The sequence below is a fragment of the Rhizomicrobium sp. genome, assembly GCA_037200045.1.
Classification (GTDB): Bacteria; Pseudomonadota; Alphaproteobacteria; order Micropepsales; family Micropepsaceae; genus Rhizomicrobium.
The window spans coordinates 1,061,322-1,074,458 of the sequence record JBBCHM010000001.1 but is presented as its reverse complement, the minus strand read 5'-3'; the positions used below and the strand labels follow the sequence as shown (position 1 = coordinate 1,074,458).

Sequence of the window (13,137 nt, the reverse complement as noted above, 5' to 3'; positions counted from 1 at the left end):
ACGCTGAATAAGCGTCCGTTGACGCGGGTTCCCGGCCCACCTACGGTCCCGACCGGACGGGGGGCGCTTCGAACCGTTAGGAGAGTTCAAGCCTTGGCGTTTTGCAACCCTTCGCTCCGTTTGGCGCGCGTTAAAGCGTTCCTGTCGCGCCGCGCGCGAGCCATAGCATTTCTGGTCGGGTTCGTGGGAAGTCTCGGCCTGCTCGGCGGGCCGGCCGCGGCCCAGGGCATCATGCTGCTGCGCGACACCGAGACCGAACGCGCGCTGCGCTCCTATGAGGATCCGCTGCTCAAGGCCGGCGGCCTCGATCCGGCGGGCGTGAAGATCTATCTCGTCAACGATCCAACGGTGAACTCCTTCGTCGCCGAAGGCCAGAACATGTTCATCCAGTCGGGCATGATCATGTTCGCGCGCAATTCGCTCGAACTGAAGGGCGTGATGGCGCACGAGACCGGGCACATCGTGGCCGGCCATCTGTCGCGCGACACCGAGGCGATCCAGAAGGCGACGATCCCGATGCTGCTGTCGATGGTGATCGGCATCGCGGCGATCGCGGCCGGCGCCGGCCAGGCCGGCATGCTGATCCTGATGGGCGGCCAGGGCATCGCGCAGAACCAGTTCAACGCCTTCAGCCGGGTGCAGGAATCCACCGCCGACCAGATCGCGCTCAAGCTGCTCAACAAGACGCATCAGTCGCCGCGCGGGCTGCTGGCGACCTTCAGCCGCCTCGCCGACGAAGAGGCCCGCGCCTATGACCGCATGGACCCCTACGCGAGCGACCATCCGATGGGCCGCGACCGCGTCGCCAATCTCGAAGCCGAGGTCGAGGCCTCGCCCTACAAGGACGTGCCGGAAGACCCGGCGGTCGAGCACGAATACGAGATGATCCAGGCCAAGCTCGCCGGCTATGTCGAGCCGCTGCCGGTGGTGTTCAACCGCTATCCGCTCACCGACAAAAGCGAGACGGCGCGCTATGCCCGCGCCATGGCCTATTCGCGCAAGCCCGATTTGCCCAACGCGCTGGCCGAGATCAACAGCCTGATCAAGGACGAGCCGAACAATCCCTATTTCTACGAGGTGCTGGGCCAGATCTATGTGAGCATGGCCAAGCCCGAACTCGGCGTCGTGGCCTATCAGAAATCGGTCGATTTGATGCCGAGCGCGCCGCAGCTGCGCGTCGCGCTGGGCGCGGCGCAGCTCGCCACCGAGCGGCCGGCGCTGGCCAAGCCGGCGCTCGAAAACCTCAAGGTCGCGCTGCAGCAGGAGGACGACGATCCCTTCGCCTGGTACGAGGCGGCGCAGGCCTATAGCCAGATGGGCAACGAGCCGATGGCCGATCTGGCGACGGCGGAGCGCTATTACTCGGTCGGCGCCTATGCGCCGGCGGCGATGTTCGCCAACAAGGCGCGCCACGGCCTGGAACAGGGCTCGCCGGACTGGCAGCGCGCCAACGACATCGTCGCGATCTCGATGCCCGCGGCGCGCGCGCAGCAGCAGCGCTAGGCGGCGGGGACGTCATGACCGGACAATGGAAGTTCGCGGCGCTGGGCGCCCTGGTCGGCGCGGCGATCGCGGTGGGGATCGTGTTCGGCGCGGCGGCGACGGGCTATTTCCCGACGGCGCGGGTCGACGGGCGGCAGGTGCGCGCCTATCTGCTGGCGCATCCGCAGATCTTCGCCGAGATCCAGGAGCGCTATGCGGCGCTGCAGGAGAGGCAGGCGGACGTCGCCGAAGGCGCGCGGCAGGCGGCGGTCGACACGGCGGGCGCCAAGGCGTTCTTCGATCCGGCGGTCGCCTATGTGACGGGGCCGGCCAACGCCAAGATCTCGCTGGTCGAGTTCTTCGACTACAATTGCGTGCATTGCCGCAACACGTTTCCGACGATCAAGGCGTTCTACGAGGCGCACAAGGACAATGCGCGCTTCGCCTTCGTCGATTTTCCGATCTTCGGCAAGATGTCGACGGCGGCGGCGCGGGCCGCGGTCGCGGCGCGCCGGCAGCCGGACAAATATGTGCCGTTCTCCTTCGCGCTGATGAGCGAGCCGGGCGCGATCGACCTCGAGACGCTGATGCGGGTGGCGCAGGCGTCCGGGCTCGACATGACCAAGCTGATCGCCGACATGAAGGACCCGGCGACGGACAAGACGCTGGCGGCGGCGCGGGCGCTGGCGAAGCGGGTGAGTGTCGACGGCACGCCGACCTTCATCGTCAACGGCAAGGTCCATTCCGGCGAGATCGACGAGGACACGCTGAAGCAGATGACGGGGACGTGAGGGCGCTCAGGCGCTCCAGTCTTCCCATTTGAGGCCCGGCACGCGCGAGAATTCGCGGACATTGGCCGTGACGAGTGTGGCGCCGAGGCGCACCGCATGCGCGGCGATCAAGAGATCGTACGGCCCGATCGGCGTACCGGCGGCCTTCAGTGTGGCCCGGATCTCGCCGGCGGCATTCGCCTCGGCATCGCCGAATGGAATGACATGAACACGCTCGGCCAGAAACGCCCTCAGCGCAGCCGCATCTTCCTGAAATCGGTGCCCATTCGCGACGCCATACCAGAGCTCGAAAAGCACGATGCTCGATAGCGAAATCGAAGATTGCCGCTCCAGCACTTGCGCGGCTTGATGGCGAATTTTCGGAAAACCCTTGATGAAACCGATGGCTGTGTTTGTATCGAAATGATAATTCACTCGAACATTTCCGACGGATCGTCATCAGGCATTGCCGGTTGCTCACGCCCACCTTCCATGAACCGGCCCTGCGCATGCCGGTCAATCCTGGCAAACCACGCATCGACATCGGCATGGGTGGCCGGTTTCTCCCCCTCGATCGGTTCCAACACGATGTTTTTTCCAACCCGGCGCACCCGCGCCGTGTCGCCTGGAAGATGAAACTCCTCCGGCAGATGGACCATCTGGTCGCCGCCACGCGCCTCGATTTTCACGGTCTTGGTTTCATCCATGGTAGACGCAATGTACCACAATCGCTGCGTGCAGCCACTCTCAAATCAATCCCGTCATCGGGCTCGACGGGTCGCCGTAGTTCTTCTTCGGCATGCGACCGGCGAGCCAGGCGAGGCGGCCGGCTTCCACCGCCAGCTTCATCGCGGCCGCCATCTTCACCGGGTCCTTCGCATGCGCGATGCCGGTGTTGGAGATCACCGCGTCGCAGCCGAGCTCCATCGCCACCGCCGCGTCCGAGGCCGTGCCGATGCCAGCGTCGACGATCACCGGCACTTTGGCGTCCTCGACGATGAGGCGGATATTGACCGTCGATTGGATGCCCATGCCCGAGCCGATCGGCGAGGCCAGCGGCATGATCGCCACCGCGCCGAGGTCTTCCAGCCGCTTGGCCATCAACGGATCGTCGCTGCAATAGACCATCACCTTGAAGCCGTCCTTGGTCAGCATCTCGGTGGCGCGCAGCGTTTCGAGCATGTCGGGATAGAGCAGCTTCTTCTCGCCCAGGACTTCGAGCTTCACGAGATCCCAGCCGCCCGCCTCGCGCGCCAGCCGCAGCGTGCGCACCGCGTCCTCGCCGGTGAAGCAGCCGGCGGTGTTGGGCAGATAGGTGATCTTCTTCGGATCGATGAAATCGACCAGCCGGGGCTGGCCAGGATCGGTGAGGTTCACGCGGCGCACCGCGACGGTCACGATCTCGGCGCCGCTGGCTTCCAGCGCGCGGGCGTTGTCGGCGTAATTCGCGTACTTGCCGGTGCCGACGATGAGGCGCGAGGCGTAGGTCCGGCCGGCGAGGACGAAGGGCTTGTCCTCCACCGGCGGAATAACCGGCGCGTTGCCGCCGCCGATGAAGTGGACGATCTCGAACTTGTCGCCGTCCGCGACCGGCACTGCGTCATAGGTCGAGCGCTGCACGATCTCCAGATTGCGCTCCACCGCGATCTTCTTGGGGTCCAGGCCGAGCGCGGCCAGAAGCCCGCGCACGCTGAGCGAGCGGTCGAAGGATTTGGGCTCGCCGTTGACGATGACGTTCAGGCTCATGGTTCTCCTCTCCCTACGCCGGTACGAGCCGGATCAGGTTCAAAGGGACTGGGCGGGATGCCCATCTCAGCCGCGAACGGCGCCCCCGGGACATTTCTTGGTCGCTCACGCTCTCGCGCAGGCTCCGGCTGGACCATAGCCCCGGCGACGGCGGCGATAAACCCCGTGTTTGCGCTTGCGCCCCATGCGACTATAAGAGGCGAATCCGCCCCCTTCCCGGAGTTCTCTTGGCCAAATCCGGCAACCGAAACAAAGCCTTGCCGATCTACGTGCTGAACGGTCCGACGCTCAATCTGCTGGGGACGCGCGAGCCGGAGATCTATGGCACGACGACGTTGGACGAGATCGGCCGGCGCACGGCGGCGCGGGCCAAGAGCCATGGGCTTGCGGTCGTGTTCCGCCAGTCGAACCACGAGGGCGTACTGGTCGACTGGATCCAGGAGGCGCGCGAGAAGGGCTCGGGCGTGGTCCTGAACGCTGCCGCCTACACCCATACCTCGGTCGCGATCCATGACGCATTGAAGGCGCTGGGCAAGCCGATCATCGAAGTGCATCTCTCCAATCCGCATGCGCGCGAACCCTTCCGCCACCGCTCCTTTGTCAGCAAGGTGGCGACCGGCGTGATCTGCGGACTGAAGGAACAGGGCTATCTGGCCGCCATCGACGCGATGGCGGTCCTCATCGAAGGCACGTCATGAACATGAAGGACATGAAATCGATCGGCGCCAGGCTGTCCGCCGGCGGCAAGGCCAAGCAGGGGCTGGTCGATCCCGGCGCGATCCGCGAACTCGCCGAACTCCTCACGGAGACCGGCCTGACCGAGATCGAGATCGAGGCGAACGGCGCGCGGCTGCGCGTGTCGAAGCAGACCGGCGGCACCGTGATGGCCGCCGCGCCGGCGCCCGCCCCGGCGGCGGCGTCCGCCGCGACGCCGGCCAAGCCCGCCGGACCCCATCCGGGCGCGGTGCCCTCGCCGATGGTCGGCACGGTGTACCTCTCGCCCGAGCCGGGCGCCAAGGCGTTCGTCAGCGTCGGCCAGACGGTGAAGGAAGGCGACACGCTGTTCATCGTGGAAGCGATGAAGACGATGAACCCGATCACGGCGCCGCGCGGCGGCACGGTGAGCGAAATCTGCGTCGACGACGCCCAGCCGGTCGAGTTCGGGCAAACCCTTTGCATCCTCAATTAGGCATGCCAGGTCCGATGGTCATCCGCCTGGGCAAGGTGAGGATTCACGCGGAGCCGCGGAGAACGCGGAGTCGTGCCTCCGCGACTCCGCGCCTCCGCGTGAATCAGAACTGCTTGCGCTCGCTTGCGCGAGCGCTGGGGGCCGCGGCCCATGTTTGAAAAGGTCCTCATCGCCAATCGCGGCGAGATCGCGCTTCGCATCAACCGGGCGTGCAAGGAGATGGGCATCGCCACCGTGGCGGTGCACTCCACCGCCGACGCCGACGCGATGCATGTGCGGCTCGCCGACGAGAGCGTGTGCATCGGCCCGCCCGCCTCGGCGCAGAGCTATCTCAACATCCCCGCGATCATCTCGGCCTGCGAGATCACCGGCGCGGAGGCGATCCATCCCGGCTACGGCTTCCTGTCGGAAAACGCGCGCTTCGCCGAGATCGTGCGCGAGCACGGCATCACCTTCATCGGCCCGACGCCCGAGCACATCCGGATGATGGGCGACAAGATCACCGCGATCAAAGCGGTGAAGGAGCTCGGCATCCCGACGGTGCCGGGCTCGGGCGGGGCGGTGGAGGACGCCGACGCGCTGCGCATCGCGCGCGAGATCGGCTTTCCGGTCCTCATCAAGGCGACGGCCGGCGGCGGCGGGCGCGGCATGAAAGTGGCGAACAGCGAGGTGGAGCTTTCGCTGGCGCTGTCGACCGCGCGGCACGAGGCCAAGACGGCGTTCGGCAACGACCAGGTCTATATGGAGAAATATCTCCAGAAGCCGCGCCATATCGAGATCCAGGTGCTGGCCGACGCGGTCGGCAACGTCATCCATCTGGGCGAGCGCGACTGCTCGCTGCAGCGCCGCCACCAGAAGGTTTGGGAGGAGGCGGGCTCGCCTGCCCTCAACGCGACGCAGCGCGACGAGATCGGCGGCGTGGTGACGCGCGCGCTCAAGAAGCTCGGCTATCTCGGCGCCGGCACGATCGAGTTCCTGTTCGAGGACGGCCAGTTCTATTTCATCGAGATGAATACGCGGCTGCAGGTCGAGCATCCAATCACCGAGGCGATCACCGGCATCGACATCGTGCGCGAGCAGATCCGCATCGCGGCCGGCGGCGCGCTGGAAGTGCGCCAGGAGGACGTGACGTTCTCCGGCCACGCCATCGAGTGCCGCATCAACGCGGAGAACGCCTTCACCTTCCAGTCGTCGCCGGGCACCATCACGCAATTCCATACGCCGGGCGGGCTCGGCGTGCGCTTCGACAGCGCGATCTATTCCGGCTATAAAATCTCGCCCTATTACGACAGCCTGGCGGGCAAGCTGATCGTGCACGCCAAGAACCGCAACGAGTGCCTGCTGCGGCTGCGCCGCGCGCTGGACGAGCTGGTGGTCGGCGGCATCGAGACCACGATCCCGCTGTTCCAGCTCCTGGTCCGCGACAAGGACATCATCGACGGCGACTACAACATCCACTGGCTCGAACAATGGCTGGCGAAGCGCAAGGCGACGCCGCCGTGAGCGAGCTGGCGGCGCCGGTCGCGGCCATGCTGCAACGGATGCGGGCAAATCTGTCCGCCCCCATCGACGCCGCGCGGATCGTTTCCTTCCGGCCGATCTATTCGGCAAGCCAGAAGGACCGCATGATCGCGCCGGGCGTGACGGCGAGTGATATCGATATCGACGGCGTGACGGTGCGGCTCTATCGGCCGCAGAGCGACGCGCCGCGGCCGCTGCATCTGTACTGCCATGGCGGTGGTTTCGTGATCGGCTCGGCCCTGTCGGGCGAGATGGACGGCCTCTTGTCGCGGCGTGCGGCGGCGGCGCGGTGCGTCGTGGCGTCGGTGGAGTATGCGCTGGCGCCGGAACATCCGTTTCCGGCCGGCGTAGAGGATTGCTATCGCGCGCTCGCCGGCCTGGCGGCACGGGCGCAGGAGCTTGGCCTCGCGGCGCGGGCGATCAGCGTTGGCGGCGCGTCATCGGGCGGGAATTTCGCGGCCGTGCTGGCGCTGATGGCGAAGGATCGCGGCGGGCCGAAGATCATGCTGCAATTGCTGGAGATCGCGGGCGTCGATCTGACCAAGACCTCGCATGCCTGGCGCCATCCGCTGCCCGAGCACGACACGACGCGCGAACGCGATCTCGCCATGCTCGATCTCTATATCGCGAAGAAGGACCGGGCGGCGCTCTATGCCTCGCCGCTCTTCGCGCCCGATCTGGAGGGGCTGCCGCCGGCCTATGTCATGAACGCGCAGTTCGACCCGCGCCGCGACGAATGCGAGGCCTATGTCGCGCGGCTGAACGATGCCGGCGTGGACGCCGTGGCGCGGAGCATGGAAGGCCATATCCACGGCTCGTTCCTGCTGGCGGGATGGGAGCCGGCGGGCCGCTGGCAAAGCGAGGCCAATGCCGTGCTGGGCGCGGCCAATCGCGCGGCGCAGGCGGGCGAGACGGTGGTCCTGTCTTAGCTTCGTACCGTTTGTGCTTTGGCCTCGTATCGCATTAGCTAACGCCATGGCCTATGCGCAAGCCATCGGTTCGACCCGCCATGTCTTCGACGATCTGAAGACGCTCTTGGCGCGTGCTTCGCCGGCAAGGTCGGGCGACCGGCTGGCGGGGCTGGCGGCGCGGACGGCCGAGGAGCGGGTGGCGGCGCGGATGGCGCTGGCCGACCTGCCGCTGGGCGAATTCCTCAAGACCGAACTGGTGCCTTACGAAAGCGACGAGGTCTCGCGGCTGATCGCCGACACCCATGACGCGGAGGCCTTCGCGCCGGTGCGGGCGATGACGGTGGGGGAATTGCGCGACCATCTGCTGGCGCACGGGACGACGGCGGAGCGGCTGGCGGCGCTGGCGCCGGGGCTGACGCCGGAGATGGCGGCGGCGGTCTCCAAGCTGATGCGCAACCAGGACCTGATCGCGGTGGCGCGCAAGGTTTCGGTGGTGACGCGGTTCAACGACACCATCGGATTGCCGGGGCGGCTGTCGGTCAGGCTGCAGCCGAACCATCCGACCGACGACGCCAAGGGCATCGCGGCGTCCATCGTGGACGGGCTGCTCTATGGCAGCGGCGACGCGGTGATCGGGATCAATCCGGCGAGCGACAATGTGGCCTCGGTGACCAACCTGCTGGCGATGATCGATGCGCTGCGGCGGCGCTGGGAGATTCCGACCCAGTCCTGCGTGCTGGCGCATGTCACGACGACGCTGAAGGCGATGGAGGCGGGCGCGCCGGTCGATCTGGTGTTCCAGTCCGTCGCGGGGAGCGAGGCGGCGAACAAGAGCTTCGGCGTGGACCTCGCTTTGCTCGGCGAGGCGCGCGACGCGGCGTTGTCGCTCAAGCGCGGCGCCGTCGGCGACAACGTGATGTATTTCGAGACCGGCCAGGGCGCGGCGCTGTCGGCGGGCGCCCATCACGGCGTCGACCAGCAGACGATGGAGACCCGCGCCTATGCGGTGGCGCGGCATTTCAAGCCGTTGCTCGTCAACAGCGTGGTCGGGTTCATCGGGCCGGAATATCTGTTCGACGGGAAACAAATCACGCGCGCCGGGCTGGAGGATCATTTCTGCGGCAAGCTGCTCGGCCTGCCGATGGGCGTGGACGTCTGCTACACCAACCACGCCGACGCCGACCAGGACGACATGGACAATCTGCTGACCCTTCTGGCGGTGGCGGGCTGCACCTATGTGATGGGCGTTCCGGGGGCGGACGATGTGATGCTGTCCTACCAGAGCACCTCGTTCCACGACGCGCTCTATGTGCGCGAGGCGCTGAATTTGCGGCCCGCGCCGGAGTTCGAGGCGTGGCTGCTGAAGATGGGAATCATGGATACGGACGGGCGGATGCGGCCGCGGCTTGCCGGGAGCGCGGCGGCGCGGCTGCTCGACTTCGTGCCGTGAGCGGCGCGGACGAGTGGCATGCCCTGGCGGCCTTCACTCCGGCGCGGGTGGCGCTGGGGCGCGCGGGTTCGGCGCTGCCGACGCGGCGGGTGCTGGAATTCCAGCTCGCCCATGCGCGGGCCCGCGACGCGGTGAACGCGCCGTTCGACGCGGCGGCGCTGGCGGCCGAGCTGGACGCGATGTGCCTGACGACGAAGGCGGCGGACCGCGCGGCCTATCTCGCCAATCCCGATCTCGGACGCAGCTTGAGCGATGCGTCGCGCGTCGGGCTCGCGCGCGGCGCCTATGACGCGGCGCTGATCGTCGCCGACGGGCTGTCCGCGACCGCCATCCGGGCGCATGGCGCGGCCCTGGCGCGGGCGATCCGCGCGAGCCTGCCGGAGCTGGCCTGGGCGCCGGTGACCGTCGTGACGAACGGGCGCATCGCCGTCGGGGACGAGATCGCGCAGGCGCTGGGCGCGAGCCTGGCGGTGGTGGCGATCGGCGAGCGGCCGGGGCTGTCGGCGGCCGATTCGGTCGGGCTCTACCTGACCTGGCGGCCGCGCCCGGGCGTCACCAGGGACGCCGACCGCAACTGCATCTCCAACGTACGGCCGGACGGATTGCCGCTCGACGAAGCGGCGCACCGGCTGGCCTGGCTGGCGCGGCAGGCGCGCCGGCTGGGCGCCTCCGGCGTCGGCCTGAAGGAAGACGCGCCGGAGCGGCTGACTGACGAAAGCGCGCGGGCCTGATAGGATTCGCGGGGCGGCAATCGAAGGGAAATCAGATGGCGTGGCTCTCGAAATACCAACCGCAACTGCTCAGCATCCTGCGCATCGTGGCGGGGCTCCTGTTCCTCGAACACGGCATGCAGAAGATCCTGAACTTCCCGCCGATGCCGGCGGCGATGGCGGCGGGCGCCGCCAAGGCCATGCCGATCATCGTGGTGGCCGGGATCATCGAGCTGGTCGGCGGCGCGCTGATCACGATCGGGCTGTTCACGCGGCTCGCGGCCTTCATCTGCGCCGGCCAGATGGCGGTGGCCTATTGGATGGTGCATTTCGCGCGCGGCGGATTCTTTCCGGCGAACAACCAGGGCGACGCGGCGATCCTGTTCTGCTTCGCGTTCCTCTATATCGCGGCGGCGGGACCGGGTCCGTGGGCGCTCAGCCGGTCCGAGAAGCTCTGATCGAACGCGGGTCGTCTTAAGCCCGAACGGCGACCAGCCAGCAGGCGGCGGGCGGGGAGACGCCTTGCGGGGTTTCATGTTTCGCCATCGCGGCGGTGACGGCCTCGGCGATCCTGGCGCGCGTCGCGTCGTCCAGGCCGCTCGCGGCGCGCGACAGGGGGCCGATGTTGAGCGAGAACTGAGCCGCGTCCGCCGCGGTTTGCGCGACGTGCATCGCGGTGTCGAGCTTCTTCGTCTCGACCGCTTTGAAGCCGGCCGTCTCCAGGATGGATTTCACGCGAGCCGGATCGGCGAAGGCGAAGGGGCCGGGCGCGAGCGGGTCGGGCGGCGGCTGTTCGGGAAGGAAGGGGCGCGCGGCGGCGAAGGGCGCGGAGGCCCACGCATTCTCCGGCATGGTGCGCCAGCACACGAAGGCGAGCCGGCCGCCGGGCTTCAGGCTTTTGCGGATGTTCGCGAAGGCCGACGGCGGATCGGCGAAGAACATCACGCCGAAGCGCGAGGCGACCGCGTCGAACTCCGGCGCGAAGGGATGGACCGCGGCATCGGCTTCGATGAACTCCGCCGCCGAGCCCTGCGCGGCGGCGCGCGCACGGGCCACGTCCAGCATGGGTTTGGATATATCGACGCCCAGGACTCGGCCGGCACCGCCGACGGCCTTGGCGTATTCCAGCGTCGTTCCGCCCGAGCCGCAGCCGATATCGAGAATGTGCTCGCCCGGTTTCGCGGCGACGAAGGGGACCAGCGCCGCGGTGATGGACGCCATGGTGCGGTCCATCGTGTCCTGCGCCTGCGCCCAGCGCTGGCCGGCGAGCCCGTTCCAATATTCGATCTGGTCGGCGTTGGCGCTCATGTCAGTGTTGCTCCGGCGCGGCGGCGATCAGGCGCATCACAACGATGCCCGCGATCATTCGGCGGCAAGATGCAGCTCGATGCCGGCGTGAGCCTTCAAGGCCCAGATAACGGAAAGAAGATTGTTGGAACTCGGATTACCCTTTGGGCCGAACATGCGCATAAGGCTCTTTGGCGGAATGCCCACCTTCTTGCTCAGCTTCTCGAATCCGATTTTGGCGTTGATATAGTCGCGCAGCATCTCGCGACCGATGGACGGCTCGCCGTTCAGCAACGCATCTATGCCTTCGCGGAGCATGGCGACCGCAAATCCCGGGTCGCGCTCGAGGCGAGCCAACACCGTGTCCTTGAAGGCAACCGTCAACGGCATGCCATGTCCCTCAACGTTTCCGGCTTTTGTAGTCGGCCCATCTTTCCTTCGCCGACGCGATATCGCTGTCCTGCCGCCTCTTCGTTCCGCCGCCGAGCAGAACGACGATCGTTTGTCCGTCGTGACCGAAATAAACCCGATAGCCGGGGCCGAAATCCATCTTCAACTCGCTCACGCCGTCCCCGACGAATTTAACGTTCGAGGTGTTGCCTCGCGCCAATCGCAACAGGGACCTTTCGATCCGCACTGCCGCAACTCCGTCGAGCGCGTCGAACCAAGCTGTGAACGGATTGCGCCCTCGCTCGTCCTTGTACTGCCGCACGTCATACATCGATTGGTACCAAATATGTTACCAAAAGACAAGCCTACTTCGTCTCCGCCTTCCGCTTGCGCATCGCCAGGGTTCGCAGCCGGAGCGCGTTGAGCTTGATGAAGCCGGTGGCGTCGCGCTGGTCGTAGGCGCCCTGGTCATCCTCGAAGGTCACCAGATCCTGCGCATAGAGCGAAGTGGGCGACGACCGGCCGATCACCATCGTGTTGCCCTTGTAGAGCTTGAGCCGCACCGTGCCGGTGACGAAATGCTGGCTCTTGTCGATCAGGGCCTGGAGCATCTCGCGCTCCGGCGTGAACCAGAAGCCGTTGTAGATCAGCTCGGCATAGCGCGGCATCAGGTCGTCCTTCAGATGCGCGGCGCCGCGGTCGAGCGTGATCGATTCCATCGCGCGATGGGCGGCGAGCAGGATGGTGCCGCCCGGCGTCTCGTAGATGCCGCGCGACTTCATGCCGACGAAGCGGTTCTCCACCAGGTCGAGCCGGCCGATGCCGTTGGCCTTGCCGAGTTCATTGAGCCTGGCAAGAAGCGTGGCGGGCGACAGCGCCTGGCCATCGACCGAGACCGCGTCGCCGTTCTCGAATCCGATCTCGACCACCGTCGCCTTGTCGGGCGCCTCTTCGGGGGAAATGGTACGCTGATAGACGATGCTGTCGGCCTCGACCGAGGGGTCTTCCAGGACCTTTCCCTCCGAGGAGGAGTGCAACAGGTTGGCGTCGACGCTGAACGGTGCCTCGCCACGCTTGTCCTTGGCGATCGGGATCTGATGCTTCTCGGCGAATTCGAGCAGCCTGGTGCGGCTGGTGAGATCCCATTCGCGCCACGGCGCGATGATCTTGATGTCGGGCTTGAGCGCATAATAGCTGAGCTCGTAGCGCACCTGGTCGTTGCCCTTGCCGGTCGAGCCGTGGCTGACCGCGTCGGCGCCGACCTTCTCGGCGATCTCGATCTGCTTCTTGGCGATCAAGGGCCGCGCGATGGAGGTGCCGAGTAGATAGACGCCCTCGTATTGCGCATTGGCGCGGAACATCGGGAAGACATAGTCGCGCACGAACTCCTCGCGCACGTCCTCGATGTAGATGTTCTCCGGCTTGATGCCGAGCAAGAGCGCCTTCTCGCGCGCCGGACCGAGTTCCTCGCCCTGCCCCAGATCGGCGGTGAAGGTGACGACCTCCGCGCCGTATTCGGTCTGCAGCCATTTGAGGATGACCGAGGTATCGAGGCCGCCCGAATAGGCCAGCACGACTTTCTTCACGCCCTTTTGCGCCATGACTTGTCTCGCAGAATCAATGGTTTAGTCGTTTCCGGCCCACGCCCGACCGAACGGTGTGGACCGCACGCCGGTTAGAT

The 13,137-nt window shown here is 66.7% G+C and carries 16 protein-coding genes and 1 riboswitch; of the genes, 9 read left to right on the top strand and 7 right to left on the bottom strand.

Features of this window, described 5'->3' with window-relative positions:
• The first annotated feature begins 183 nt into the window (after positions 1-183).
• Entirely contained in the window at positions 184-1,503 is a 1,320-nt protein-coding gene (locus WDM86_04785; protein ID MEI9989335.1) for a M48 family metalloprotease, read from the top strand.
• A 14-nt stretch (positions 1,504-1,517) separates the two neighbouring features.
• Positions 1,518-2,273 (top strand): thioredoxin domain-containing protein, encoded by a 756-nt coding sequence (locus WDM86_04780; GenBank protein MEI9989334.1) that lies wholly within the window; start codon positions 1,518-1,520, stop codon positions 2,271-2,273.
• A gap of 6 nt (positions 2,274-2,279) precedes the next feature.
• Here WDM86_04780 and WDM86_04775 read toward each other — a convergent pair whose 3' ends face one another.
• From WDM86_04775 to thiS, 3 genes are all read right to left on the bottom strand, one after another.
• On the bottom strand, positions 2,280-2,687 hold the full coding sequence (locus WDM86_04775; GenBank protein MEI9989333.1) for a type II toxin-antitoxin system VapC family toxin: 408 nt from the start codon (positions 2,685-2,687) through the stop codon (positions 2,280-2,282).
• Positions 2,684-2,959 (bottom strand): hypothetical protein, encoded by a 276-nt coding sequence (locus tag WDM86_04770; protein ID MEI9989332.1) that lies wholly within the window; start codon positions 2,957-2,959, stop codon positions 2,684-2,686. Before WDM86_04770 ends, WDM86_04775 begins: the two co-directional genes overlap by 4 nt.
• Positions 2,960-2,999: 40 nt before the next feature.
• Complete coding sequence (gene thiS / locus WDM86_04765) at positions 3,000-3,998, bottom strand: sulfur carrier protein ThiS (GenBank protein MEI9989331.1); 999 nt, start codon at positions 3,996-3,998, stop codon at positions 3,000-3,002.
• Positions 3,991-4,095: riboswitch (TPP riboswitch) on the bottom strand. Its footprint overlaps the gene before it by 8 nt.
• 160 nt (positions 4,096-4,255) lie before the next feature.
• Here thiS and aroQ point away from each other — a divergent pair.
• The 7 genes from aroQ (at position 4,256) to WDM86_04730 (ending at position 10,237) form a co-directional block, all read left to right on the top strand.
• Complete coding sequence (aroQ, locus tag WDM86_04760; GenBank protein ID MEI9989330.1) at positions 4,256-4,696, top strand: type II 3-dehydroquinate dehydratase; 441 nt, start codon at positions 4,256-4,258, stop codon at positions 4,694-4,696.
• On the top strand, positions 4,693-5,187 hold the full coding sequence (gene accB, locus WDM86_04755) for an acetyl-CoA carboxylase biotin carboxyl carrier protein (protein MEI9989329.1): 495 nt from the start codon (positions 4,693-4,695) through the stop codon (positions 5,185-5,187). The genes aroQ and accB overlap by 4 nt, the downstream gene beginning before the upstream one ends.
• A 150-nt stretch (positions 5,188-5,337) precedes the next feature.
• Positions 5,338-6,690, top strand: coding sequence for an acetyl-CoA carboxylase biotin carboxylase subunit (accC, locus tag WDM86_04750; protein ID MEI9989328.1), 1,353 nt, complete (start codon positions 5,338-5,340; stop codon positions 6,688-6,690).
• Complete coding sequence (locus tag WDM86_04745; GenBank protein MEI9989327.1) at positions 6,657-7,637, top strand: alpha/beta hydrolase; 981 nt, start codon at positions 6,657-6,659, stop codon at positions 7,635-7,637. The genes accC and WDM86_04745 overlap by 34 nt, the downstream gene beginning before the upstream one ends.
• Before the next feature lie 46 nt (positions 7,638-7,683).
• Positions 7,684-9,069 (top strand): ethanolamine ammonia-lyase subunit EutB, encoded by a 1,386-nt coding sequence (locus tag WDM86_04740; GenBank protein ID MEI9989326.1) that lies wholly within the window; start codon positions 7,684-7,686, stop codon positions 9,067-9,069.
• Positions 9,066-9,800 (top strand): ethanolamine ammonia-lyase subunit EutC, encoded by a 735-nt coding sequence (eutC, locus tag WDM86_04735; GenBank protein ID MEI9989325.1) that lies wholly within the window; start codon positions 9,066-9,068, stop codon positions 9,798-9,800. Before WDM86_04740 ends, eutC begins: the two co-directional genes overlap by 4 nt.
• Before the next feature lie 35 nt (positions 9,801-9,835).
• Entirely contained in the window at positions 9,836-10,237 is a 402-nt protein-coding gene (locus tag WDM86_04730; protein MEI9989324.1) for a DoxX family protein, read from the top strand.
• Between the two features lie 16 nt (positions 10,238-10,253).
• On the opposite strand, the gene WDM86_04725 is transcribed toward WDM86_04730, so the two are convergent.
• The 4 genes from WDM86_04725 to WDM86_04710 are packed head-to-tail and all read right to left on the bottom strand — an operon-like array spanning position 10,254 to position 13,057.
• Entirely contained in the window at positions 10,254-11,087 is an 834-nt protein-coding gene (locus WDM86_04725; GenBank protein ID MEI9989323.1) for a class I SAM-dependent methyltransferase, read from the bottom strand.
• A gap of 54 nt (positions 11,088-11,141) precedes the next feature.
• Positions 11,142-11,456, bottom strand: a complete 315-nt coding sequence (locus WDM86_04720) for a transcriptional regulator (protein ID MEI9989322.1) — start codon at positions 11,454-11,456, stop codon at positions 11,142-11,144.
• A 10-nt stretch (positions 11,457-11,466) separates the two neighbouring features.
• Positions 11,467-11,787, bottom strand: coding sequence for a type II toxin-antitoxin system RelE/ParE family toxin (locus WDM86_04715; protein ID MEI9989321.1), 321 nt, complete (start codon positions 11,785-11,787; stop codon positions 11,467-11,469).
• Between the two features lie 34 nt (positions 11,788-11,821).
• The gene (locus WDM86_04710; GenBank protein MEI9989320.1) at positions 11,822-13,057 is read right to left on the bottom strand and encodes an argininosuccinate synthase; all 1,236 of its coding nucleotides are present in this window, start codon (positions 13,055-13,057) and stop codon (positions 11,822-11,824) included.
• Positions 13,058-13,137 lie beyond the last annotated feature (80 nt).